This window comes from Amycolatopsis benzoatilytica AK 16/65, assembly GCF_000383915.1.
Taxonomy (GTDB): Bacteria; Actinomycetota; Actinomycetes; order Mycobacteriales; family Pseudonocardiaceae; genus Amycolatopsis; species Amycolatopsis benzoatilytica.
The window spans coordinates 4,088,075-4,112,512 of sequence record NZ_KB912942.1; the positions used below are offsets into that span (position 1 = coordinate 4,088,075).

24 protein-coding genes are annotated in these 24,438 nt (G+C 70.0%); 15 read left to right on the plus strand and 9 right to left on the minus strand.

The features are described 5' to 3' along the window. Positions 1-5 precede the first annotated feature (5 nt). Positions 6-1,499, minus strand: coding sequence for a CoA-acylating methylmalonate-semialdehyde dehydrogenase (locus tag AMYBE_RS0118710; protein WP_020660924.1), 1,494 nt, complete (start codon positions 1,497-1,499; stop codon positions 6-8). Between the two features lie 128 nt (positions 1,500-1,627). Between AMYBE_RS0118710 and AMYBE_RS0118715 the strand changes: the two genes are divergently transcribed. The 3 genes from AMYBE_RS0118715 to AMYBE_RS0118725 all read left to right on the plus strand — a co-directional run bounded on the left by AMYBE_RS0118715 (position 1,628) and on the right by AMYBE_RS0118725 (position 4,618). Beyond that, positions 1,628-3,274, plus strand: coding sequence for a PucR family transcriptional regulator (locus AMYBE_RS0118715; RefSeq protein WP_020660925.1), 1,647 nt, complete (start codon positions 1,628-1,630; stop codon positions 3,272-3,274). Between the two features lie 28 nt (positions 3,275-3,302). Further along, positions 3,303-3,674, plus strand: coding sequence for an SSI family serine proteinase inhibitor (locus AMYBE_RS0118720; protein ID WP_020660926.1), 372 nt, complete (start codon positions 3,303-3,305; stop codon positions 3,672-3,674). A gap of 86 nt (positions 3,675-3,760) precedes the next feature. Beyond that, complete coding sequence (locus tag AMYBE_RS0118725; RefSeq protein ID WP_020660927.1) at positions 3,761-4,618, plus strand: hypothetical protein; 858 nt, start codon at positions 3,761-3,763, stop codon at positions 4,616-4,618. A gap of 177 nt (positions 4,619-4,795) precedes the next feature. On the opposite strand, the gene AMYBE_RS0118730 is transcribed toward AMYBE_RS0118725, so the two are convergent. Together AMYBE_RS0118730 and AMYBE_RS0118735 are read right to left on the minus strand one after the other, a co-directional pair. Then, positions 4,796-5,884, minus strand: coding sequence for a HAMP domain-containing sensor histidine kinase (locus AMYBE_RS0118730; protein WP_020660928.1), 1,089 nt, complete (start codon positions 5,882-5,884; stop codon positions 4,796-4,798). After that, on the minus strand, positions 5,881-6,552 hold the full coding sequence (locus AMYBE_RS0118735) for a response regulator (protein WP_020660929.1): 672 nt from the start codon (positions 6,550-6,552) through the stop codon (positions 5,881-5,883). The genes AMYBE_RS0118730 and AMYBE_RS0118735 overlap by 4 nt, the downstream gene beginning before the upstream one ends. A gap of 241 nt (positions 6,553-6,793) precedes the next feature. On the opposite strand from AMYBE_RS0118735, the gene AMYBE_RS0118740 reads away from it, so the two are divergent. From AMYBE_RS0118740 to AMYBE_RS0118755, 4 genes are all read left to right on the plus strand, one after another. Further along, positions 6,794-8,299, plus strand: coding sequence for an NCS1 family nucleobase:cation symporter-1 (locus AMYBE_RS0118740; RefSeq protein WP_027927790.1), 1,506 nt, complete (start codon positions 6,794-6,796; stop codon positions 8,297-8,299). Continuing rightward, on the plus strand, positions 8,292-9,134 hold the full coding sequence (locus AMYBE_RS0118745) for a nitrilase-related carbon-nitrogen hydrolase (RefSeq protein WP_020660931.1): 843 nt from the start codon (positions 8,292-8,294) through the stop codon (positions 9,132-9,134). The genes AMYBE_RS0118740 and AMYBE_RS0118745 overlap by 8 nt, the downstream gene beginning before the upstream one ends. Further along, positions 9,134-10,519, plus strand: a complete 1,386-nt coding sequence (gene hydA, locus AMYBE_RS0118750; RefSeq protein WP_020660932.1) for a dihydropyrimidinase — start codon at positions 9,134-9,136, stop codon at positions 10,517-10,519. Before AMYBE_RS0118745 ends, hydA begins: the two co-directional genes overlap by 1 nt. Before the next feature lie 67 nt (positions 10,520-10,586). Beyond that, the gene (locus AMYBE_RS0118755) at positions 10,587-11,585 is read left to right on the plus strand and encodes a TIGR03842 family LLM class F420-dependent oxidoreductase (protein WP_020660933.1); all 999 of its coding nucleotides are present in this window, start codon (positions 10,587-10,589) and stop codon (positions 11,583-11,585) included. A 22-nt stretch (positions 11,586-11,607) separates the two neighbouring features. Here the strand turns inward: AMYBE_RS0118755 and AMYBE_RS0118760 are convergent, their stop codons facing one another. The 4 genes from AMYBE_RS0118760 to AMYBE_RS0118775 form a co-directional block, all read right to left on the minus strand. After that, on the minus strand, positions 11,608-12,837 hold the full coding sequence (locus tag AMYBE_RS0118760; RefSeq protein WP_020660934.1) for a serine hydrolase domain-containing protein: 1,230 nt from the start codon (positions 12,835-12,837) through the stop codon (positions 11,608-11,610). Between the two features lie 10 nt (positions 12,838-12,847). Beyond that, the gene (locus AMYBE_RS0118765) at positions 12,848-13,666 is read right to left on the minus strand and encodes a siderophore-interacting protein (RefSeq protein WP_020660935.1); all 819 of its coding nucleotides are present in this window, start codon (positions 13,664-13,666) and stop codon (positions 12,848-12,850) included. A gap of 181 nt (positions 13,667-13,847) precedes the next feature. After that, entirely contained in the window at positions 13,848-14,213 is a 366-nt protein-coding gene (locus AMYBE_RS0118770) for a hypothetical protein (RefSeq protein ID WP_020660936.1), read from the minus strand. After that, positions 14,210-14,617 carry an SgcJ/EcaC family oxidoreductase gene (locus tag AMYBE_RS0118775; RefSeq protein WP_020660937.1) on the minus strand — a complete coding sequence of 136 codons (408 nt, stop codon included), beginning with the start codon at positions 14,615-14,617 and terminating at the stop codon, positions 14,210-14,212. Before AMYBE_RS0118775 ends, AMYBE_RS0118770 begins: the two co-directional genes overlap by 4 nt. Before the next feature lie 86 nt (positions 14,618-14,703). Here AMYBE_RS0118775 and AMYBE_RS0118780 point away from each other — a divergent pair, with 86 nt between their 5' ends. Continuing rightward, entirely contained in the window at positions 14,704-15,411 is a 708-nt protein-coding gene (locus AMYBE_RS0118780) for a TetR/AcrR family transcriptional regulator (protein WP_020660938.1), read from the plus strand. Here AMYBE_RS0118780 and AMYBE_RS0118785 read toward each other — a convergent pair. Continuing rightward, positions 15,401-16,315 (minus strand): NADP-dependent oxidoreductase, encoded by a 915-nt coding sequence (locus tag AMYBE_RS0118785; protein ID WP_020660939.1) that lies wholly within the window; start codon positions 16,313-16,315, stop codon positions 15,401-15,403. The two genes, AMYBE_RS0118780 and AMYBE_RS0118785, sit on opposite strands and share 11 nt — an antisense overlap. A 71-nt stretch (positions 16,316-16,386) precedes the next feature. Next, positions 16,387-17,595, minus strand: a complete 1,209-nt coding sequence (gene hemW, locus AMYBE_RS0118790) for a radical SAM family heme chaperone HemW (RefSeq protein WP_020660940.1) — start codon at positions 17,593-17,595, stop codon at positions 16,387-16,389. Between the two features lie 243 nt (positions 17,596-17,838). On the opposite strand from hemW, the gene AMYBE_RS46875 reads away from it, so the two are divergent. From AMYBE_RS46875 to AMYBE_RS0118820, 7 genes are all read left to right on the plus strand, one after another. After that, positions 17,839-18,063 carry a putative leader peptide gene (locus AMYBE_RS46875; RefSeq protein ID WP_084470075.1) on the plus strand — a complete coding sequence of 75 codons (225 nt, stop codon included), beginning with the start codon at positions 17,839-17,841 and terminating at the stop codon, positions 18,061-18,063. A 107-nt stretch (positions 18,064-18,170) separates the two neighbouring features. Further along, positions 18,171-19,871, plus strand: a complete 1,701-nt coding sequence (locus AMYBE_RS0118795) for a nitrite/sulfite reductase (protein WP_020660941.1) — start codon at positions 18,171-18,173, stop codon at positions 19,869-19,871. Continuing rightward, the gene (locus AMYBE_RS0118800; protein ID WP_425386907.1) at positions 19,835-20,563 is read left to right on the plus strand and encodes a phosphoadenylyl-sulfate reductase; all 729 of its coding nucleotides are present in this window, start codon (positions 19,835-19,837) and stop codon (positions 20,561-20,563) included. Before AMYBE_RS0118795 ends, AMYBE_RS0118800 begins: the two co-directional genes overlap by 37 nt. Before the next feature lie 11 nt (positions 20,564-20,574). Next, positions 20,575-21,495: a sulfate adenylyltransferase subunit CysD gene (gene cysD, locus AMYBE_RS0118805; protein ID WP_020660943.1), complete on the plus strand. Its 921-nt coding sequence runs from the start codon at positions 20,575-20,577 to the stop codon at positions 21,493-21,495. After that, positions 21,495-22,757 carry a sulfate adenylyltransferase subunit 1 gene (locus AMYBE_RS0118810; RefSeq protein ID WP_020660944.1) on the plus strand — a complete coding sequence of 421 codons (1,263 nt, stop codon included), beginning with the start codon at positions 21,495-21,497 and terminating at the stop codon, positions 22,755-22,757. Before cysD ends, AMYBE_RS0118810 begins: the two co-directional genes overlap by 1 nt. Beyond that, positions 22,754-23,494, plus strand: a complete 741-nt coding sequence (locus tag AMYBE_RS0118815; RefSeq protein WP_020660945.1) for a sirohydrochlorin chelatase — start codon at positions 22,754-22,756, stop codon at positions 23,492-23,494. Before AMYBE_RS0118810 ends, AMYBE_RS0118815 begins: the two co-directional genes overlap by 4 nt. Before the next feature lie 258 nt (positions 23,495-23,752). Beyond that, a complete protein-coding gene (locus AMYBE_RS0118820; protein ID WP_020660946.1) occupies positions 23,753-24,382 on the plus strand; it encodes a hypothetical protein in 630 nt (209 codons plus the stop codon). Positions 24,383-24,438 lie beyond the last annotated feature (56 nt).

Here is a 24,438-nt window from a genome sequence, read left to right on the forward strand (position 1 = left end):
GCTTTTCAGGAGTTCTTCGGGAAGCCTAGGTTCACCCCTGCGTGCGAGGTGTCCGGCCAGCGCGACGTGACCACCTTGGTCCGGGTGAAGAAATGGAACCCCTCCGGCCCGTACGCGTGCGTGTCGCCGAACAGCGAGTCCTTCCAGCCGCCGAACGAGTAGTAGCCGACCGGGACCGGGATCGGCACGTTCACGCCGACCATGCCGACCTCGACCTCGTTCTGGAACCGCCGCGCGGCGCGGCCGTCGCCGGTGAAGATCGCGGTGCCGTTGCCGTACGGGTTGGCGTTGATCAGCGCCAGCGCGTCGTCGAAGCTCGCCGAGCGCGCGACGGACAGCACCGGGCCGAAGATCTCGTCGGTGTAGACCTTCATTTCCGGGGTGACCCGGTCGAAAAGCGTGGGGCCGAGCCAGAATCCGTCCTTCGCTCCGGCCGCTTCGACACCTCGGCCGTCCATCACCAGTTCCGCGCCTTCGGCCACTCCGGCGTCCACATAGGACTCGACGCGTTCGTGGTGCGCCCGGGTGACCAGCGGCCCCATCTCGGACTCGGGATCGCGGCCGTCGCCCACGCGCAGCCGCCGCATCCGATCGGTGATCTTGGCGACCAGTTCGTCCGCGATCGGCTCGACCGCGACCACCACCGACACCGCCATGCACCGCTCCCCCGCCGATCCGAAGCCGGCCGACACCGCGGCGTCCGCGGCCAGGTCGAGGTCCGCGTCCGGCAGCACGATCATGTGGTTCTTCGCGCCGCCGAGCGCCTGCACGCGCTTGCCGCGGCTGGTGCCGGTCTCGTAGACGTACCGGGCGATCGGGGTGGAGCCGACGAACGAGATCGCCTTGACCTCGGGGTGGTCGAGCAGCCCGTCGACCGCGACCTTGTCGCCCTGCAGCACGTTGAGCGCGCCGGCCGGCAGTCCGGCTTCAGCGAGCAGTTCGGCGATGAACAGCGCCGCCGACGGGTCCTTTTCGCTCGGCTTGAGCACGACGGTGTTGCCGCACGCCAACGCGTTCGGCACGAACCACAGCGGCACCATCGCCGGGAAGTTGAACGGCGAGATCACCCCGACCACGCCGAGCGGCTGCAGGATGGAGTACACATCGACCCCGGTGGAGGCGTTTTCGCTGAACCCGCCCTTGAGCAGCTGCGCCGCGCCGCACGCGTACTCGACGTTCTCGATCGCCCGCGCGACCTCGCCTGCCGCGTCCGATTCGACCTTGCCGTGCTCGCTCGTCACGATCTTCGCCAGCTCGTGCTTACGCGCCTGGAGCAGCTCGCGGAACGCGAACAGCACCTTCGTGCGCCCGGCCAGCGACGTGCCCCGCCAGCCCGGCAGTGCCGCCGCCGCGGCGGCCACCGCCTGCTCCACCTCGGCCGGTCCGGCGAAGTCCACCTGTGCGCGGACCTGCCCGGTCGCCGGGTCGTAGACGTCGCCGGTGCGTCCGGCGCCGACGACCGGCTTGCCGTCGATCCAATGGCTGATGCGGTCGGTCACGGCGTCCGCTCCTTCCGGTCGGGTACCCCGAGTCTCCGGGCGAACCGCCCGGGTCCGCCATCCGCAACGTGTACGGACTGGCCCTCTCCGCCGTACAGTCTGTGCCCTGCCGCGCAGAAAGGGGACCGATGTACCCGACCGTCGCCGAAGTTCTCGCGTTGCCGGTGCTGCGGCAGGGCTGCCCGCGGGTGGTCGCCGGGAGCGGCGGGCTCGAACGGCGGGTGCGGTGGGCGCACGCGGCCGAGGTCGCCGACATCGCCCAGCTGCTGCGCGGCGGAGAGCTGGTGCTCACCACCGGTGTCGCGCTGCCCGACGACAGCACGCGGCTCGCCCAGTACGTGCGCGATCTCGCCGAAGTCGGCGTCGCGGGTCTGGTCGTCGAGCTGGTGCGGCATTGGAACGACCAGCTCCCCCAGGCCCTCGTCACGGCCGCCGAGCAGTGCGGGTTGCCGCTGGTCACGCTGTCCCGGGAGACGCGCTATGTCGCGGTGACCGAAGCCGTCAACGGCATGATCGTGGACGCGCAACTGGCCGAACTGCGCGCGGCCGAACGGGTGCACGAGACCTTCACCGCACTGACCGTCGCCGGTGCCGAGCCGAGCGTTGTGCTCGGCGAAGTGGCACGGCTGACCGAACAGCCGGTCGTGCTGGAGACGCTGGAGCACGAAGTCCTCGCTTACGACACCGCTGGCACCGATCCGGGCGACCTGCTGACCGGCTGGCCCGCGCGTTCGCGGGTGATCCAAGTCGGCGAGCGCACCGGCTACCACGCGGCAGCGGGGTGGCTGGTCACCGTGGTCGGCGCGCGCGGGCACGACTGGGGACGGCTGGTGCTGGTGTGCGCGGATACGCCGCCGCATCGGTATCAAGTGGTCGCTGAGCGGGCTGCCTCCGCGCTAGCAGTGCATCGGCTCGTCGCGCGCGACAGCGACACGCTTGAGCGGCAGGCACACCGCGCGGTGCTGACCGAGTTGCTGAGTTCGCCGGCGCCGTCCGCGGAGATCCTCGCGCGGTCGTCTGCGCTGGCTGTCCCACTGACCGGTCGACAGTTGGTGGGGCTCGCGGTACGACCTCGCATCACGGCGACTGCACGGCTATCGCTGTCTACGCCGCCACTGTTGCGCGAGCTGGCCGAAGCCACCGCGCTCGCGGCGCGAAGAGCCAAGGTGTCGGCGTTGGTGTCGACGGACGACATTGCGGTGCGCGCGTTGCTCGCGCTCTCCCCCGAAGCCAACGCAGACGCCGTACTGCAACGCCTCGCCGCCGACATTCACGAGGCGCGTGCTTCGGCACCGGCTGTCCTCGGCGTCGGTACGACTGTGACCGGGCCTTCCGAAGCACAACGCACTCTGGTCGAAGCAGCCCATGTCGCGGCCGCCGCGCTCGAAGAAGACGACAAGCAACCCCTGCACCGGCTCAAGGACGTCCGGCTGCGCGGCTTGCTCCACCTTCTGGCCGACGACGAGCGCGTACGCGCCTTCGCGGCTCGAGAGCTGGGTCCGCTGCTCGAGCGAGACGCGGCGTCCGGCAGCCGGCTCCTGCCCGCGCTGCGGCACTACTGCGCGCACGGCGGCAACAAGTCCGCGGCGGCCGTCGCCGCACACACTTCGCGGACCGCGTATTACCAGCAGCTCGCGCGCATCGAGCAGGTGCTGGGCGTGCGGCTGGAAGATCCGGAGTCGATGTTGTCGCTGTACGTGGCGCTGCTGGCGCACGACCTCCGGCCCGCCACCCGTCCGGGCGAGGAAAACCCACCCGGACGTGGAGCACAGTGATCGGGTCCGGGCTGCCGATAGCCCTGATATGGCGTTCTCTTCTTTCGCTCCGGTCGCGGCCTGCCTGCTCGGTTTCGGCGGGCTGGCCGTGCCGCACCCGCCGGAGTCCACGATGCAGCTGACCATGCACGAGACCTCCGGGCGGGTCACCAGCGCGTCGCTCACTTGCGACCCCACCGGCGGCACGCACCGCCACCGCGACGCCGCCTGCGCGACGCTCACCGCGGTCGACGGCGACTTCGCCCGCATCACGCCGCGGCGGCAGAAGTGCACGATGATCTACTCGCCGGTGGACGTCACCGCGCTGGGCAGCTGGCGGGGCAAGCCGGTGCTGTTCCGCGCCACCTATCCGAACAAGTGCGCGGCGGACAGCCAGTCCAGCGGCGTGTTCGGGCTTTAACCACCGGGCTGCCGGGCACCGGTTTTCCGGGCCCGGCCAGGAAATTAGCTCGAATCCGGGCTTCGCTGCCGATAGGCTGCGCCGTCGTGACGACCCCGACGACCGTGCGCGCGCTTTACAGTGCGGTGCACGCCTATTCCGGCTCGGCCATGTTCTCCGACGTGCTTTCTCCGTGGCTCGACCAGCATGCCACCGCGGTGCGCGACCTGATCGCGCCGCTTGCCGCCTTCGGGCAGTGGCGTCGGACGGAATACGTCTGGGGCGACTTGCTTGAGCAGATGTACGCGCTTAGCCGCGTCAACGATGTCCTGCTTCTGGGGTTCCAGTCGGCCCTCCCGGCCGGGGCCACGACGCCGTGGGCGCACGAAATGCATTTGCCCGATCGCGAGGTGCGGATTTCCGCGGAAGAATACGTCCGCTTTTTCACCGCGTTGGGCATGCGGCAGGTCGACGCTGCGCGTTTCGATCCCTTCTTTCACGAGGTCGTCGCCGTCGAACAGAGTGCCGACCCCGCCGCGCTGATCGAGACCACCGGCGAACGGTGGCCGTGCCTGATGCTCGGCGAAATGCTGTTCAGCCGCGCCGGAGTCGGCGTCCGGGCCGGGGAACAGCACGCCGTCGCCGGGATCGCGGACCAGTCGGAGCTGAGCGAGGTCTTCCTCCGGCGCTACCGGCCCACCCGGGACGGTTCGTTCGGGTGGGGCAGCAATTCCCAGTGGAAGACCGACTTCCGCCGCGATTACCTGACCGACGGCGCGTACCGGTTCAACGTGGACGAGGACAACGACATCGACGCCGATCCCGAACTCGCCGCCTCGCCGCTGACCCGGGCGGAGCTGCACGATGTGCTGCGCCACCGGTGCGCCGTGCGGCGTTATCCGGGCGTCCCGGAGGAGAAGCTGCCCTGGCTCGGCGGATCGAGCCTGGTTCTGCCGCGAGGCTGACCGTCGCTCACGCGCACCGCTCCGCCGCCCGGACGATCTGCCGGGCCTGCATCCGGCTCGAGTTCCGCCCCGGCCGAGCCGCGCAGAGCGTGTGTGCGTTCCGTGAAGGGGTCCTTCCGGGAACCTGATTCCCGGAAGGGGCCCTTCACGGACCCGTGCCGCGGCGCAGGCGTCCGGTCAGGCGGGCAACGTCACCCGAATCCGGCACCCCGGCCCGCTCCCCGCCACCGCGGCGCGCCCGCCCGCTGTTCCCGTGCCCGCGGCCATCGCCGCGACCGGTTCCGGATCCACCACCGCCACCGTGCCGCCGTGCAGTTCGACAACCCACCGCGCGATCGCCAGCCCCAGGCCGGTGCCTCCGCCGCCGGACCTCTCGCCGCGGGTGAAGCGTTCGAAAACCCGCTCCCGGTCGGCTTCCGGAATGCCCGGTCCCTGGTCGCGGACCTCGATCCACGCCTCGTCGTCCAGGACGCTGGCCAGCACCGCGACCTCTCCCCCGGCCGGGCCGTGCCGAGCCGCGTTCTCCAGCAGGTTCACCACCACCTGATAGAGCCGTTCACGGTCCGCGTTCACCGTCGCTCCGGGCGGGGTCACCGACACCGCGAAGCGGACCCCGCGACCGGCCGCCGCGGCCATCGCCTCCGCTTCGGCCGCCACCTCGGCCAGCAAGCCCTCCAGGTCGACCGCGCTGCGGTCCAGCGTCATCGTCCCGGCGTCGAGCTGCGACAGGTCCAGCAGCTCGGTGACCAACCGGCCCAGGCGTTCGGTCTGGTGCAGCGCCGTGCGCAGCGTCGCGGGGTCCGGTTTCGCGACCCCGTCGACCAAGTTCTCCAGGACCGCGTTCAGTGCGGTGATCGGCGTCCGCAGTTCGTGCGAGACATTCGCGATCAGTTCCCGGCGCTGCTGGTCCGCAGTGGACAGATCCGCGGCCATCTGGTTGAACGCTTCGGCCAGCGAGCCGACCTCGTCGCGGGCGGTCGCGCGGATCCGGCGGGTGTAGTCGCCTTTCGCCATCGCCCGCGCGGCAGCGGTCATCTCGCGCAGCGGCCGCGTCATGCCGTGCGCCAGGATCTGCGACGTCAGCAGCGCGATCGCCACCGCGGTCACCGTCGTCCCCGGCGGCAGCCAGCCGATCTGGTAGCGGAAGAACCCGAACGCGATCGCGCCGGAGGCGACCATCAGGATGGCCAGCTTCAGTTTGATCGACCGGATCCGGTCCAGCGGCCTCGGCAGGAAGTCGACGGCTTTCGCGAGGAACGGCTTCACGCCGGCACCTCCAGCGCGTACCCGACCCCGTGCACCGTCCGGATCAGGTCCGCACCGAGCTTGCGCCGCAACGCTTTGATGTGGCTGTCCACCGCCCGGGTGCCGGACCCGGCGCCCTGCACGTTCCAGTCCCACACCTCGCTCAGCAGCCGTTCCCGCGGCTGCACCGCCCGCGGCCGGCGCGCGAAATGCACCAGGAGGTCGAACTCGATCGGCGTCAGCTGCGCGGGTTCGCCCCCTCGGCGCACCCGCCGCTCCGCGATGTCGATCTCCAGATCCCCCAGCACGATCCGCTCGGCCGCAGCCGCCGACGAGCGCTCCACCCTGCGCAGCAGCGCCTGGATCCGCGCCGAGAGCACCCGCATCGAAAACGGCTTGGTGAGGTAGTCGTCCGCACCTACGCCGAGGCCGACCAGCAGGTCCGTCTCGTCGGCCCGGGCGGTGAGCATGAGCACCGGTACCGGCCGCCGGGCCTGGATCCGCCGGCACACCTCCAGCCCGTCGAAGCCGGGCAGCATCACGTCGAGAACCACCAGGTCCGGGCTGGTCGCCGCCTCCGCCGCCACCGCCGCCGGGCCGTCGTGCGCCACCTCGACCGCGAACCCCTCCGCGTGCAGCCGGGCCTCGATCGAGGCCGCGATGGTGAGGTCGTCCTCGACGACCAGCACTCGTCTTCCCCCGTTGTCCATGGCTCCGACTGTAAGCAACCGGCGTGGACGCGGTCCGGGCGAGCTGTGGAGATCCGGTGGAGATGTTTCCGCCGCTTTGCCGCACGGTCACGAACAGAATGTGACACAGGTCATGCACCAGCGCACCGTCTGGCGCAATCGACAGACTGCGCCAAGGGCACCCGAACAGTGAACAGTCTGTCTCTGCCCCCGGCCCCCGCCGGGCGCGCACCATTCCGCAATGGAGCCGACGACACGTGAGCACAGCCGGGTAGAGCTCGGCGACGTGCAGGCGCTGCGACGCAGCCGGTTCTTCAACGAAGAACTGGCCCCGGTCCCGGTCGAGAAGCGGACCTGGACGACTTACAACTATTTCGCGCTGTGGATGGGCATGGCGCACAACATCCCGTCGTACGCGCTGGCCGCGTCCCTCATCGCGCTCGGCATGAACTGGCTGCAAGCGCTGATCACGATCACGATCGGCAACCTGATCGTGCTCGCGCCGATGCTGCTCAACAGCCACGCCGGCACGAAGTACGGCATTCCGTTCCCGGTGTTCGCCCGCGCGTTCTACGGCCTGCGCGGCGCGAATCTGGCGGCGCTGCTGCGCGCGTTCATCGCGTGCGGCTGGTTCGGCATCCAGACCTGGGTGGGCGGCGAAGCGATCTACGTGATCGTCGGCAGGCTGGCCGGGTCCGGCTGGCGGGACGCGCCGGTGATCGCCGGGCAGCACTGGACGATGTGGCTGTCGTTCGCGGTTTTCTGGCTGGTCCAGATGCTGATCATCTGGCGCGGCATGGAGGCCGTCCGCCGGTTCGAGAACTGGACCGCGCCGCTGGTGTCGGTCGGGTTCCTGATTCTGCTCGGCTACGTGCTGGTGAAGGCGGGCGGACTCGGCCCGATCCTGCACGACAGCGGAAAACTCGGCTGGGGGCCAGGATTCTGGAAGGTGTTCGCGCCGTCGCTGATGGCGATGATCGCGTTCTGGTCGACGCTTTCGCTGAACATGCCGGACTTCACCCGTTTCGGCGGCAGCCAGCGCAAGCAGATGCGCGGCCAGATCCTCGGCCTGCCGACCACGATGACGTTCATCGCGATCGTGGCGATCCTGACCACGTCCGGCGGGCACGTGCTCTACGGCCAGGACATCTGGGACCCGGCGCAGCTCGCCGACAAGTTCTCCAGCCCGGTCGTGGTGGTGGTCGCGCTGATCGCACTGGTGCTGGCCACCATCTCGGCGAACCTCGCGGCGAACGTGGTGAGCCCGTCCTACGACTTCTCCAACGCGTTCCCCAAGCGGATCACCTTCGCTCTCGGCGGCCTGATCACCGGCGTGATCGGCATCCTGATCCAGCCCTGGCGGCTGTACTCCGACCCGAACATCTACATCTTCGCCTGGCTCGGGTTCTACGGCGGCCTGCTCGGCGCGGTCGCCGGCGTGCTGGTCGCCGGCTACTGGGTGGTCAAGCGAACCCGGCTCGATCTCAAGGACCTGTACCTGCCCGGCGGCCGGTACTGGTTCACCGCGGGCTGGCACTGGCGCGCGCTGGTCGCGACGCTCGTCGGCGCGGTTCTCGCGGTCGGCGGCGCGTACGGCGGGCCGTTCCCCGCCGACGGGCTGATCCCGTTCCTCAAGCCCCTGTACGACTACAACTGGGTGGTGGGCCTCGCCGGCGCGTTCGGCGCCTACCTGCTGCTCAGCCTTCCCTTGAGCGCACACCGAACCGAGGAGGAAACCAGTGCCTGACACGGTCCGAGCCGGATTGATCCAGCAGCGGTGGACAGGTGACAAGGAGTCGATGATCGCGAACGCGGTCGACGCCATCGGCAAAGCCGCTTCGCAGGGCGCACAGGTGGTCTGCCTGCAGGAGCTGTTCTACGGCCCGTACTTCTGCCAGGTGCAGGACGCGGACTTCTACTCCTACACCGAGGCGATCCCGGACGGCCCCACCACGAAGCTCATGCAGGAGGTCGCCGAGCGGCACGGCGTGGTGCTCGTGGTGCCGATGTACGAGCAGGAACAGCCAGGTGTCTACTACAACACCGCGGCGGTGATCGACGCCGACGGCAAGTACCTCGGGATGCACCGGAAGAACCACATCCCGCAGGTCAAGGGGTTCTGGGAGAAGTTCTACTTCAAGCCGGGCAACCTCGGCTACCCGGTGTTCGACACCGCGGTCGGCCGGATCGGCGTGTACATCTGCTACGAGCGGCACTTCCCGGAGGGCTGGCGCGCGCTCGGCCTGGCCGGGGCGCAGATCGTGTTCAACCCGTCGGCGACGAGCCGCGGGCTGTCGGAGTACCTGTGGCGGCTGGAGCAGCCCGCGGCCGCGGTGGCGAACGAGTACTACGTCGGCACCATCAACCGGGTCGGGGTGGAACCACTGGGCGACAACGACTTCTACGGCCAGTCGTACTTCGTGGACCCGCGCGGCCAGCTGGTCGGCGAGGCGGCCTCGGACACCGAGGAGGAGATCGTCGTCCGCGATCTCGACATGGGCAAGCTCGCCGAGGTCCGCGATCTGTGGCAGTTCTACCGCGACCGCCGCCCGGACAGCTACGGCCCGCTCGCGGAGGCCTGATGACTACCCTCTGCATCCAAGGCGGCCAAGTAGTTTCCCCGTCCGGCGCGATCGCCGCCGACGTGCTGGTGGACGGTGAAACCATCGCCGCGGTCGGCGCGCCCGGCAGTCTCGTCGGCGACGAGACGATCGACGCGACCGGGAAGTATGTGCTGCCCGGCGGAATCGACGCGCACACGCATATGGAAATGCCGTTCGGCGGCACGCATTCGGTCGACTCGTTCGAAACCGGCACCGTCGCCGCCGCCTGGGGCGGAACGACGACGATCATCGACTTCGCCGTACAGGCCAAGGGCACGTCCCTGCTGTCCACTCTGGACAAGTGGCATGGCAAAGCGGACGGCAACTGCGCGATCGACTACGGCTTCCACATGATCGTGTCGGACGTCAACGACTCCACGCTCAAGGAAATGCGAGCGTGCGTCGACGGCGGCGTCGGCAGCTTCAAGATGTTCATGGCCTACCCCGGCGTCTTCTACTCCACCGACGGGGAAATCCTGCGCGCCATGCAGCAGGCGCGCGAGATCGGCGCGACCATCATGATGCACGCCGAGAACGGCATCGCCATCGACGAACTGGCCGCGCAGGCCGTCGCCGCCGGGCACACCGACCCAGTCCAGCATGGCCTGACCCGGCCGCCGGAACTGGAAGGCGAGGCGACGTCGCGGGCGATCCGGCTGGCGCAAGTGACCGGATCGCCGCTGTACATCGTGCATCTGTCCGCGTCGCAAGCGCTTGCCGCGGTCGCCGAGGCACGGGACAACGGCCAGAACGTCTTCGCCGAGACCTGCCCGCAGTATCTCTACCTGTCCATTGAGGACTTGGCAAAGCCGGACTTCGAGGGTGCCAAGTTCGTCGCGTCGCCGCCGCTGCGGGAGAAGTCGCATCAAGCGGACCTGTGGCGCGGCCTGCGGACGAATGACCTGTCCGTGGTCTCGACGGACCATTGCCCGTTCTGCTTCAAGGACCAGAAGGAACTGGGCCGCGGCGATTTCCGGGCCATTCCGAATGGGATGCCCGGCGTCGAGCACCGGATGGACCTGCTGCACCAGGGTGTCGTGGCGGGCGAGATCTCGCTGGGCCGCTGGGTCGAGACGTGCTCGGCGACCCCGGCGCGCATGTTCGGCTTGTACCCGCGCAAGGGCGTGATCGCGGCGGGCTCGGACGCGGACATCGTGGTGTACGACCCGGCGGCGACGCAGACCTTGTCGGCGGCCACGCACCACATGAACGTGGATTACTCGGCGTACGAAGGATTTTCGCTCACCGGGAAAGTCCACACTGTCCTGTCGCGGGGTCGCGTGGTCGTGTCGCCGGACGGTTTCCACGGCAGCGCCGGACACGGGAAGTTCCTGTCCCGCGAACTCAATCAGTACCTGAATTGAGGACCCGGAAGAAACACAGCGTGGCGAAGCCGCTGGCGTTGAGGGCGGCGGAGGGAGAGAAGGTCGGATGGAGTTTGGGATCGTGCTGCAGACCGACCCGCCCGCGGCGGAGGTCGTGCGGATGATGAAGGCCGCCGAGGACGCCGGGTTCCGGTACGGCTGGACGTTCGACTCGTGCGTGCTGTGGCAGGAACCGTTCGTGATCTACTCGCGGATCCTGGCGGCGACCTCCACCCTGGTCGTGGGCCCGATGGTGACCAGCCCGGGCACCCGGGACTGGTCGGTGATGGCCTCGACCTTCGCCACCCTCAACGACATGTACGGCAACCGGACAGTGTGCGGCATCGGCCGCGGCGATTCCGCACACCGGGTCGTCGGCCGTCCGCCGTCCACTTTGGCCACCGTGCGGGACTGCATGCACACGGTCAAGGACCTGGCCGAAGGCCGCGAAGTCCTGCTGAACGACACCGCGGTGCGGATACCGTGGATCCGGGGCGGGCGGCTGGAAATGTGGATGGCCGGGTACGGCCCGAAGGCGCTGCAGACCGTCGGCGAACACGCGGACGGCTTCATCCTGCAATGCGCCGACCCGGCCATCGCCCGCTGGACGATCGGCGCGGTCCGCGACGCGGCGCGGTCCGCCGGACGCGACCCGGGCGGGATCACGATCTGCCTCGCGGCGCCGGCGTATGTCGGAGACGACCTGGCGCATCAGCGCGAGCAGCTGCGCTGGTTCGGCGGGATGGTGGGCAACCACGTCGCGGATCTGGTGCAGCGCTACGGCTCGTCCGGGCCGGTGCCGCGGGAGCTGACGGACTACATCCGGGAACGCGAGGGATACGACTACTCGCACCACGGCCGCGCCGGCAACCCGTCGACGGCGTTCGTGCCGGACGAGATCGTCGACCGGTTCTGCCTGACCGGCCCGGTTGCGGCGCACATCGCACGGCTGGAGGAGATGAAGGAACTCGGAGTCGACCAGTTCGCGCTGTACCTGATGCACGATCAGCGGGAGGAGACGATGGCGGCATACGGGACGCAGGTGATTCCCAAGCTGACCGCCTAGCGGCCAGCTCGGGAACCCCGGCTCAGTCCACCATCGCCTGATAGACCAGCTGCCGCAGCTGCTGCCGGATCGGGTGTGTGCTCGACGGCAGCAGCTGTGTGTAGAACGCGACCGTCAGGTCCTCGTCCGGGTCGACCCAGAACGCCGTCGACGCCGCGCCGCCCCAGGCGTACTCCCCTGGCGTCGACAGCGTCTTCGCCTTCACCGAATCGATCAGCACCGAGAATCCCAGTCCGAACCCGAACCCGTCGAACGGCATTTCCGCGAACAGCGGCCGTCCGTACGCCTCCAGGTCGACGTGCCCGGGCAGGTGGTTCGCGGTCATCAGGTCCACCGTGCGAGGGCTCAGCACCCGCACGCCGTCCAGTTCTCCGCGGCGCAGCAGCATCTGCGTGAACCGGTGGTAGTCGGCCGCGGTCGAGACCAAGCCGCCGCCGCCGGACTGGCAAGCAGGCGGCTTGGTGCCCAGCGCGCCGAAAGTGTCGTTGCGCACCAGTTGTTTCGTTTTCGGCGCGGGCAGGTACAGCGCCGCCAGCCGGTCGGTCTCCGACGTCCAGAAGCCAGTGTCCGACATGCCCAGCGGCTGGAAGATCCGCTCCGCGAGGGCCTCGCCGAGCGGTTTGCCCGCCAGCACCTCGACCAGCCGGCCCAGCACATCGGTGGCGACCGAGTAGTTCCACTCCGCCCCGGGCTGGAACACGAGCGGGAACCGCGCCCACGCTTCGGTGCAGGCGGCGAGGTCCAGGCCGGGCGGCGAGCCCCACTCGTATCCGCCGGCGCGGTACATCGCGTCGACCGGGTGCGCGTGGTGGAAGCCGTAGGTGAGGCCGGCGGTGTGCGACAGCAGGTGCCACAACCGGATCGGCTCGGTCGCCGGCTCGGTGAGCGGAGCCAGCGCCGAGCCCTTCACATACACCCGCGGCTCGGCGAATTCCGGCAGCCACCGCGAGATCGGGTCGGTGAGGTCGATCAGGCCCTCTTCGACGAACGTCATCGCGGCCGCCGAGGTGACCGGCTTCGACATCGAGAAGATCCGCCAGATCGTGTCCGTCTCGACCGGTGCGCCGGCCTCGACGTCCCGCGCGCCGTGCGAGGCCACGTGCACGATCCGGCCGTGCCTGCTCACCACCGCGAGGAAACCGGGCAGCAGGCCGTCCTCGACGTACCGGGCGAAATGCCGGTCGATCCGCTGCAGCCGTGCCTTGTCGAAACCCGCGTCGGCCGGATCGGCCTCCACCTTCACCTCGGTCATGCCGGGGACATTACGCCGAGTCGGCCGCTTTCCGCTCCGCCGCTTTTTCCTCGCGCCAGGCTTCGTCGTTCTTGCCCTCGCGCCAGTACCCGGACAGCGACACCGCGTCCCGGGCGACGCCGCGTTCGGCGAACAAGTATTTCCGCAGCTCCCGCACGAACCCGGCCTCGCCGTGGACGAACGCGTGCACGTCCTCACCCCGCCACGGCAGCGCCTTGACCGCGGCGGCCAGGTCCGCCGACTCCGCCCGGTGCAGCCAGGTGACCTGCGCGTCCGCCTTCGTCGCCAGCGGCTGGTGCTCAGCCCGGTCGGCGACCAGCAGGAACACCTGCGCGGGCGCGCCCGCGGGCAGCGCTTCCAGCGTGGCGGCGATGGCCGGCAGCGCCGACTCGTCGCCCACGAGCAGGTGCCAGCCGGCGTCGGCGCGCGGCGCGTACGCCCCGCCCGGACCGACCAGCAGCAGCTCGTCGCCGGGTTCGGCGCGCAGCGCCCAAGGACCGGCGAGGCCCTCGTCGCCGTGCACCACGAAGTCGAGCGTCAGCTCCCCGGCCGTTTCGTCGTACGAGCGGACGGTGTAAGTGCGAGTCCGCGGCAGCTGCTCGCGCGGCATCTCCGCGCGGATCCGGCCCAGGTCGAACGGCTCCGGGTACTCGACGCCGGGCACCTTGAAGACCACCTTCACGTACATGTCGGTGAACTCGTTCGGCTGGAAATCGCGCAGGCCCTCGCCGCCGGCCACGATCCGGATCATGTGCGGGGTCAGCTGCTCCTTGCGCAGCACAGCCAGCCGCACCGCAGGCCTCCCCTTGCGCGCCGAACCTTCGGCCATCGAACACCCCTGTTCCAGTAAGGTTTACCTAAGTCGGTCCCTCTACCGTACGCGCGCGTCACCCGTTCTGCCCAGCCCGCCTGGGCAACGCGGCGACCGGCACCGAGGGAAACGGTCCGTGAAGGGCCCCTTGAGGGACGTGGATTCCCTGAAGGGGCCCTTCCCGGAATGCAGACGCGGACTACCGCGGCGCCGGAGATTTCCCTGGCCGGTGCGGGCCGGCCAACTCGGCGAGCAATTCCCGGAAACCGGCCTCGGTCCGGGCGCGGAACCCGGCAAAGAAGCGGTTCGCGAGCACAACCGCCCACCACTGCCCGGTCGCGGCGTTGCGCACCCGGTGCACGACCCGGGCCCCCGCCGGGTCGTCCGTCACCTCGTACTCGCCGCGGTACCACCATCCGCCCTGCGCGGCGCACAACCGGCGTTCGCGGTCGATTTCGAGCTTCATCGAGTACTGCGCGGGCCGGGTCAGCCGCCCTGCCAGCTCGGCGAAGACCTCGTCCGGCTCGGCCGCGACCGTCCCGGACACCTCGACGATCGTCCTCATGCTTCCCACGGCTTCGAGACCCGGGTGTTCTGGAACGCGGTGATCTGCCAGCCTTCGTCGCCCCGGACCAGCACGTAGGTCAGCGTGCTCGCCCGGCCTTCCGCCGCCGGATCGGCGCCGCCGGTGAGCGACGAGCCGCCGCCTGCCACGAGCACCGCGACGTCGTCGTGCAGGAACCGGACGCGCGGTTCGCCGAAGCCGCTCAGCTTCGAGCCGCGCAGCGGTCCCTCGAACAGTTCCCGGTGCGAATCCACGATCGCCTGGCGTCCTTCGGACCGGAGCCCGAAGAACGTCACGTAGTCGGCGTCTTCGGTGAACAACGAGCCGTAGGCCTCGGCGTCGCCGCTGTTCCAGGCGTCGCCGAGGCGGCCGAGGACAGCAAGGACTTCTTCCCGCTGAGACATGACGCTCCCCCTTAACGAACGATGTTCGACATGGCCTCAGTTCTACTCACGAACACCGTTCGCGTCAACGACGGTAGGCTCCGGAGATGACCGCCCCGCCCCCGCCGTGGCGGCGCAACCCGAGCCCGCGCCGGCGCGCCGCGAAGCAGATCCTGTCGCAGGAACTGATCGTCAAGACGGCACTCGAGATCCTGGCCGCCGAAGGCATCGACGCCGTTTCGATGCGCCGGGTCGCGCAGCAGCTGGAGACCGGGCCGGCCTCGCTCTACGCGTACGTGGCGAACAAAGACGAGCTCGACGAGCTGATGCTGGACGCCGCGCTCAGCGAAGCGCCTTGCCCGGAACCGGATCCGGCGCGGTGGACAGAGCAGGTCAAGGAGCAGGTACAGCACCAGATCCGCGCGATGATGGCCTATCCGGGCATCGCCAGGGTCGCGTGGCGGACCCCGATCCCGGTCACGCCGCATTCCCTGAGGCAGGGCGAAGTCATGCTGCAGCTGCTGCGCGCGGGCGGCCTGGACTTGCGGCAGGCGGTCTTCGCCGGGGACGCGTTGGCCATGTACGCCAAGGCATTCGCCTACGAAGCGAGCGGCTGGACGTTCGGCGAGTACGACCCGGCGGAAATGTCCGAACGCGGCAAGCAGATGGAGGACTACCTGCGGTCGCTGCCGCCGAGCGCGTTCCCGAACCTGTTGCAGGCCGGGCAGTTCTTCAACGGAGAGACCAGCCAGGCCCGGCTCGAGTTCGCGCTGGACGCGTTCGTCGCCGGGCTGGCCGGGATGGTCAGGGAATAAGGACGATCTTGCCGCGGGTGTGGCCCCGCTCCAGCTCGCGGTAGGCCGCCCGGACCTCGGCCAGCGGATACGTCGCGGCCACCGGGACGTCGAGCAATCCCTTGTCCGCCAACGCAACCAGATCGCGCAGCACTTCGGCCTTGGCACCGGCCATATTGCCGTCGATCTTCACGCCGTACTTCTCGGCGGCACCGAAGTCGACCACCGTGTCGATCCGGCCCGGGTAGACGCCGAGCCGCAGCGCGAGCTCCACGTAATCGTCGCCATAGGTGTCGATGAACGCGTCCACCGGACCGAGTTCGCGGAGCCGGTCTTCCAGCCCTTCGCCGTAGGCGACCGGGACGATGTCGTGCTCGCGCAGCCAGTCGTGGTTGGCTTCGCTCGCGATGCCGACGACAGTTGCGCCGGTGAGCCTCGCCAACTGCACAGCCAGCGATCCGACGCCGCCGGCCGCGCCGGAGACCACCACCGTGTCGCCTTCGCGAGGGCAGACCGCGGCGACCGCGGCGTACGCGGTGGTGCCCGCCACGAACAGGCCGCCCGCGACCTCCCAGGAGAGCCCGTCCGGCTTCGGGGTCAGGTGCTCCGCCGGAACCAGCACGTACTCGGCGTGGCTGGACCGGGTGTGCACGAAGCCGACGACCTCGTCGCCGGCCTGGATCTCTTCGACGTCCGCGCCCAGTTCGACCACTACGCCGGCCAGGTCGCTGCCCTGCCCGGACGGGAAGGTGGACGGCCAGCGCTCAGCGAGCGCGCCGGTACGGATCTTCGCTTCGCCGGGATTGATGCCCGCGGCCCGGACCCGCACGAGCACCTGTCCGGATCCGGGAGCCAGCCGGGGTACGTCGGCCACCTGCAGCACATCGATCCCGCCGTGTTCGCCGTATCTGACCGCCTGCGGCATACGCGTACTCCCTCGCTCGTCTGCTTAGCCCAACAAACGATCGGCCGCGTTTATGCCCGGCGGGCGAAAATTCAGCCGGCCAGCCGCCGGACCACCGCGTCCGCGAGCAACCGGCCGCGATCGGTGAGCACCGCCCGGCCGCGGGTGTCCACATCGGACTGGCGGAGCAGTCCTTCGGCGGCGGCCGCCCGGGCTTCCGCGACGCCGGCCTCGTCCAGCGCGTCCAGCGCGAGACCGTCGGAGATCCGCAGCTCCAGCATGATCCGTTCGAGGTGCCGGTCTTCGGCGGAGAGCAGCTCGCGGTCCGCTTCCGGGCTCCGTCCCTCGGCGAGCAGGCTCGAGTACTTGGCCGGGTGCTTGACGTTCCACCAGCGCACGCCGCCGACGTGGCTGTGCGCGCCCGGGCCCGCACCCCACCAGTCCCCGCCCTGCCAGTAGCCGAGGTTGTGCCGGCAGCGGGCCGCCTCGCCGGAAGCCCAGTTCGACACCTCGTACCAGGCGAGGCCCGCCTCGGCGAGTGCCGAGTCGATCAGTTCGTAGTAGCTGGCCAGCGTGTCGTCGTCCGGCGCGGGCAGCTCGCCGCGGCGCACCCGGCGGGCCAGCGCGGTGCCGTCCTCGACGATCAGCGCGTAGGCCGACACATGGTCGACCCCGGCGGAGAGGACCGCGTCGAGCGAAGCGCGCAGGTCCTCCACGCGCTCCCCCGGCGTGCCGTAGATCAGGTCGAGGTTGACGTGCTCGAAACCGGCCGCGCGCGCTTCGCGGGCAGCGTCGACCGGACGGCCCGGCGTGTGCACCCGGTCGAGCACCTTGAGCACGTGCCGGGCCGCGGACTGCATCCCCAGTGACACCCGCGTGTAGCCGGCCTCGCGGATCCCGGCGAAGAACTCCGGCGACGTGGACTCCGGATTCGATTCGGTGGTCACCTCGGCGCCCGGCGCGAGCCCGAACACCGACCGGACGCCGTCGAGCACCTCTGCGAGCCCTTGCGCACCGAGCAGCGAAGGCGTCCCGCCGCCGACGAACACAGTCTCCGCGGCAGGTGCCTGGCCGAGGATCTCCGCGCCCAGCTCCAGCTCGCGGCGCAGCGCGTCCAGCCAGGACCGCGGCGAGGCCGCCGAACCGAGTTCGCCGGCGGTGTAGGTGTTGAAGTCGCAGTACCCGCAGCGGGTGGCGCAGAACGGCACATGTACGTACACGCCGAAGGGGCGCGTGCCGAGGCCGGCGAGGGCGGTCTCGGGGAGAGCGGCGGAGGCGGGGCGGGCGTCGGGAACAGGCACGACACCTATTGTCCCCCCGCCTTGCCGGCACCGGCCGGCACGGGGGCCCGGCACGTCCGCGAGCCGGCAAATCCGCCTGTGAAGGGCCCCTTGCCGGACTTGGATTCCGGCAAGGGGCCCTTCACAGAACACTCGCCGCGGCCCTGCGCCACCCGGCCGAAAGGTCGCCGGAAAGCTCGGCCGCCGAACGATGCGACCCACGGCGAAACGCCGCCGAAATCGCGGCGAAAAGCGTCCGATCAAATGTCCGCACAATTGGGAAACCGCAGGCAGATTCGCCGCCCATGCACATTCGAACCCATTCCGCACCCCCCTTGTGCGCCTTCTCCCACCATCCGGACGCGCTTGGTCGACCTTCTGCACGCGTGGCAATCTGAGCCGGTGAGTCCTGCTGGTGTCCTTCTCGTGGCGCGCCGCCACGTCGACCTGCTCCGGGTCGCGAGCGCGCTCTGCCGCGCCGTCCGCTGACTCCGCCGAAGCCTGACGCCTGACCAGCCCACCGCACCCGGACCGCAGGACCCGCGCCGCACCGTCGCCGCGCCGGGGCCGCTCCCACACCCGCTCGGAGGATTTCCATGTCCGCACCCCCGCGTGAAAAGCCCGCGAAGGGCGCCGCGCCCCGGTCGCGCCCGAAACGCGGCGAGGGTCAGTGGGCACTCGGCTACCGCGAGCCGCTGAACCCGAACGAGCAGTCCAAGAAGGACGACAATCCGCTGAACGTCCGCGCGCGGATCGAGAACATTTACGCGCACCGCGGTTTCGACGCGATCGACCCGGGAGACCTGCGCGGCCGGTTCCGCTGGTACGGCCTCTACACCCAGCGCAAGCCGGGCATCGACGGCGGCCGCACCGCGCAGCTGGAGCCCGGAGAGCTCGAAGACAAGTACCTGATGATGCGGGTGCGCACCGACGGCGGCTCGCTCACCACCGAGCAGCTGCGGGTGATCGGCGAGATCTCGCAGGCGAACGCACGCGATACCGCGGACATCACCGACCGGCAGAACATCCAGTACCACTGGATCGGGATCGAGGACGTGCCGTCCATCTGGTCCCGGCTCGAAGCGGTCGGCCTGTCCACCACCGAGGCGTGCGGCGACAGCCCGCGCGGGATGCTCGGCTCGCCGGTCGCCGGGATCGCCGCCGACGAGGTGCTCGACGCCTCGCCCGCGCTGGCCGAGATCCGCCGCCGTTACCTCGGCGACCCGCGATTTTCGAACCTGCCGCGCAAGTTCAAGACCGCGATCTCCGGCCTGCCGGACATCGTGCACGAGATCAACGACATCTCCTTCGTCGGCGTCGACCACCCCGAGCACGGCCCCGGCCTGGACCTGTGGGTCGGCGGCGGGCTGTCCACGAACCCGATGCTCGCGGTGCGGCTGGGCGTGTGGGTCCCGCTGGACGAGGCGGCGGACGTGTGGGAAGGCGTCATCTCGATCTTCCGCGACTACGGCTACCGCAGGCTCCGGTCCCGGGCCCGGCTGAAGTTCCTGGTCAAGGACTGGGGCCCGGAGAAGTTCCGGGAAGTCCTCGAAACGCAGTACCTGAAGCGGAAGCTGCTCGACGGCCCGGCGCCGAAGAACCCGGACACGCCGGTCGACCACGTCGGCGTGCACCTGCAGAAGGACGGCAACTTCTACGTCGGCGCCGCGCCGATCGCCGGCCGGGTGTCCGGCAGCACGCTGGTCGCCCTCGCCGACGCGGCCGAACGGGCCGGATCGCGCCGGGTGCGGCTGACCCCGCTGCAGAAGCTGGTCGTGCTCGACGTGCCGCAGCGCAAGATCGCCGCGCTGCAAGCGGAAATGGCCGAGCTTGGCCTGCAGACCGAGCCGTCGCCGTGGCGGCGCAGCGTGATGGCCTGCACCGGGCTGGAATTCTGCAAGCTGGCCATCGTCGAAACGAAGGTCCGCGCCCAGCAGCTGGTCGCCGACCTGGAGAAGTCGCTGGCCGACATCAACGCGCAGCTGGAAACGCCGGTCACGGTGCATCTCAACGGCTGCCCGAACTCCTGCGCGCGGGTGCAGACCGCGGACATCGGGCTCAAGGGCCAGATCGTGACCGACGCCGACGGCAACCAGGTCGAAGGCTTCCAGGTGCACCTGGGCGGCGGCCTCGGCCTGGACGCGGGCTTCGGGCGCAAGCTGCGCGGCCACAAGGTCACCGCGGGCGAGCTGGCCGAGTACGTGGAACGCGTGGTCCGTGCGTACGTCGCGGACCGCGAACCAGGCGAACGATTCCCGCAATGGGTGGCGCGGGCCGACGAAAGCGTGCTGCAGTGACCTCAGTGACGGACTACCGGGCGCTGGCCGAACGCGCCGAGAAGGACTTGGCCGAGGCGACCGCCGAGGAGGCGCTGCGCTGGACTGTCGAAACCTTCGGCGACGACTTCATCGTGGCGTCGAACATGCAGGACGCCGTGCTGATCGACCTCGCGACGAAGGTCAAGCCCGCGGTCGACGTGCTGTTCCTGGAAACCGGCTACCACTTCGCCGAGACCCTCGGCGTCCGGGACGCGGTGCAGACGGTGTACCCGGATGTCCGGATCGTCAACGCGCAGGCCGAGCAGAGCGTCGCCGAACAGGATGCCGAGTACGGGCCGAAGCTGCACGAGCGCGACCCGGGCCAGTGCTGTTTCCTGCGCAAGGTGGTGCCGCTGCGGAAGACGCTCGGCACCTACTCGGCGTGGGTCACCGGGGTGCGCCGGGTGGACGCGCCGACCCGCGCGAACACGCCGATCGTCACCTGGGACGAGCGCAACGGCCTGGTGAAGATCAACCCGATCGCGGCCTGGACCGACGACGAGTTCAACGGTTACCTGCACGCAAACGGGATACTGGAGAATCCGCTGGTCTCGATCGGCTACCTCTCGATCGGCTGCGCGCCGTGCACCGCGAGGGTCGAGGCGGGCGCGGATCCGCGCAGCGGCCGGTGGGCAGGGCAGGCGAAGACCGAGTGCGGACTGCACGGCTGAGGGAAGGACACATGACGACCTTGGAGCCCGCTGCCGCGGCAGCAGTAGACAATCTCGCCGCCCTCGAATCCGAGGCCATCCACATCTTCCGCGAGGTAGCCGGGGAGTTCGACCGCCCGGTGATCCTCTTCTCCGGCGGCAAAGACTCGACACTGATGCTGCACCTGGCGATCAAGGCGTTCTGGCCGGCGCCGGTGCCGTTCCCGCTGCTGCACGTGGACACCGGGCACAACTTCGACGAGGTCCTCGAGTTCCGGGACCGGGTCGTCGAGAAGCACGGTCTGCGGCTGGTCGTCGCGAAGGTCCAGGACTGGATCGACGACGGCCGCCTCGAAGAACGCGCCGACGGCCTGCGCAATCCGCTGCAGACCACTCCGCTGCTGGAGACGATCGCGGAAAACAAGTTCGACGCGGTGTTCGGCGGCGGCCGCCGCGACGAGGAACGCGCCCGGGCCAAGGAGCGGATCTTCAGCCTGCGCAACGCGTTCGGCCAGTGGGAGCCGCGCCGGCAGCGGCCCGAGCTGTGGAACCTCTACAACGGGCGGCACCGGCCGGGCGAGCAGGTCCGGGTGTTCCCGCTGTCCAATTGGACCGAAGCCGACGTGTGGAACTACATCGCCCGGGAAAACGTCGAGCTGCCCTCGATCTACTACGCTCACCAGCGCGCGGTCTACCAGCGCGACGGCATGTGGCTGAGCGAGGGCCCGTGGGGCGGGCCGCGGCCGGGCGAGCGGGTCCGCGAGCTGAGCGTGCGCTACCGGACCGTCGGCGACGGTTCCTGCACCGGCGCGATCGAGTCCGTCGCCTCCACTGTGGACGAAGTGATCGCCGAGGTGCAGGCGTCCCGGCTCACCGAACGCGGGGCCACCCGCGCCGACGACCGGATGTCCGAGGCCGCCATGGAAGACCGCAAACGGGAGGGCTACTTCTGATGTCGAGCCTGTTGAGGCTGGCCACCGCGGGCAGCGTGGACGACGGGAAGTCCACTCTCGTCGGACGGCTGCTGTACGACACCAAGTCCGTCCTCGCCGACCAGCTGGACGCGGTCACCCGTGCCTCGGTCGACAAGGGACTGTCCACTCCGGACCTTTCGCTGCTGGTCGACGGCCTGCGCTCGGAACGCGAGCAGGGCATCACCATCGACGTCGCGTACCGGTACTTCGCGACGCCGAAGCGGTCGTTCGTGCTCGCCGACACCCCGGGCCACGTGCAGTACACCCGCAACACGGTCACCGGCGCGTCCACCGCGCAGCTGGCGGTGCTGCTGGTCGACGCGCGCAACGGCGTGGTCGAGCAGACCCGGCGGCACGCGGCGGTCCTCGCGCTGCTCGGCGTGCCGCGGCTGGTGCTGGCGGTGAACAAGATCGACCTGGCCGGCTACGACGAGAACACCTTCAGCGTGATCGCCAAGGAGTTCACCGCGCACGCGGAATCACTGGGCTACGACTCGTCCGCGGTCGTCGCCATCCCGGTGTCCGCGCTGGTCGGCGACAACGTCGCCGACCGTTCCGCGCGGACCCCGTGGTACGACGGCCCGACGCTGCTGGAGCACCTGGAAAACGTCCCGGTGGCCCCGGATCCGCACGATTCCGCGCTGCGTTTCCCGGTGCAGTACGTGATCCGCCCGCGCACCGCCGAACACCCGGACTACCGCGGGTACGCCGGCCAGATCGCGGCCGGCACGGTGCGGCCGGGCGACGAGATCGTCGTGCTGCCGCAGGGCATCCGCAGCCGGGTCGAGCGCATCGACACCGCCGACGGGCCGCTCGAAGAGGCCGGTGCCGGCACCTCGGTGACGCTGCTGCTGGCCGACGACATCGACATCAGCCGCGGCGACCTCATCGCGGCCGCCGACGCGCCGCCGGAGGTCACCGACGAGATCACCGGCACGCTGTGCTGGCTGTCCTCGAAGCCGCTCAAGACCGGCGCGCGCGTGCTGGTCAAGCACGGCACCCGGACCGTCCAGGCGATGACCGGTCAGCTGCACGCCCGCTTCGACGAGCAGACTTTGTCCAGTGTGGACGCTCCGGACAGCCTGGGACTCAACGACATCGGCAGCGTGAGCCTGCAGCTGGCCGAGTCGCTGCCGGTGGACGACTACGGCGTCAGTCCGCGCACCGGCGCGTTCCTGGTGATCGACCCGAAGGACGGCGACACCCTCGCCGCCGGACTCGTCGGCGAGCGCTTCGCATGACGCCTCCCCTGGTCGCCGTCGCGCACGGCAGTCGCGATCCCCGCTCCGCCGCCACGGTGCGGGCGCTGGTCGACGTCGTCCGCGCGCAGGCGCCGGGGCTGGCAGTGCACGAATCGTTCCTGGACCTGTCGCGACCGCTGGTCACCGACGTGCTGCGCGGCCTCTACGCCCGCGGGCACCGCTCGGCGGTTGTCGTGCCGTTGCTGCTGGGCAGCGCTTTTCACGCCCGCGTCGATCTGCCCGCGCTGATCGACGAGGTCACCGCGGAGTGCCCGGGGTTCCGGATCCAGGTGTCGGACGTGCTCGGCGCCGATCCGGCGCTCGAAGCGGTCGCCCTGGACCGGATCGCCGATGCCCGCCGCGACGGCGCCGGAGTGCTGCTCAGCGCGGTCGGCTCGTCCAACCCGGAGGCCAACGCGGTGGTCGCCGGGGTGGCGGCGCGCTGGGAAGAGCGGCTGGGACTGCCGGTCTGTGCAGCGTTCGCAAGCGCCACGCAGCCGGACATCCCCGCGGCTGCGGCCCGGTTGGGGTCTCGCGGCGTGCGGCATCTGATCGTGGCGTCCTGGTTCCTGGCGCCCGGACTGCTGCCGGACCGGATCGCCGCGCTGGCGCGCGAGGCCGACCCGGGTGCGTTCGTCGCCGAGCCGCTGGCCGACGACCCGCGGGTAGCGGACGTCGTGATCGGCCGGTACGCGGCAGCGGTCGCCGGTTTGCTGCGGACCGCGCGGGCCGCCTGACCGGTTTTCGGGTGCGCCCTTTCCCGGCGCCTTCTCCGGGCCCGGCCGCGCCCGTCCCGCCCGGACCACCGTCAGTGCGCCCCCACGGCCGAACGCGCCGCCCTCACCGCCAAAAGGCGAGAGTCATTCACATTTATCGTCACCGTGCGCGCATGGGAACGGTCAATCCTTGACGAGCTACTTAACTTGCCGGTAACTCTCTAATCGCTGCGCAGCTTTCTCCCTCCCCTCGTGAAACCCGCAGGTAGGAGCACACAGATGAAAGCACTTCAGTTTTCTCGGCTCGCTGCGCTCGCCGCGGCCGCGGCTCTCCCGATCGCACTGGCCGTCCCGGCGTCGGCGGCCACCGCGATCAATTTCGACTGCCAGGCCGACGCGCCCGTCGTCGGTCCGCAGCAGGTGTCGCTGACCCAGAACGCCGACGTCACCGCACCCGCGACGGTCGCCCCCGGCGGCGCGTTCGACGTGGTGATCGACCCGGCGCAGAACACCGTGCCGAGCGACGTCGGCGGGAACAAAGTCAAGAACATCAACACCTTCGCGCTGAAGATCCCGATTCCGGCGAACTCCAGTTTCGTCAGCGCGGACCTGGCCGGCGGCTCCGGACTCGGCGACACCCCGCCGAAGATCGACTTCGCGAACAACGTCGCGACGCTGAGCTTCCCCGGCCCGATCGCCGGCGGTTCGACGTTCAAGCTGCCGACCGTGACCGCGCACCTGAAGGCGGGCACGTCCGGCACGATCGAGACGAAGCTGGCCGGCACCAGCTACTCCGACCCCGGGCTGACCTTCAACGCGGTCGCGAGCAGCATCATCGGCGACGTCACCGCGCCGACCGCCTGCTTCCCGAACCCCAGCCCGGTTTTCACCACGACGACCATCGGCTGACCCGCTGGACCGCGGCCACCCCGGACCGGGGTGGCCGCGTCCGCCTCACCGCGGCA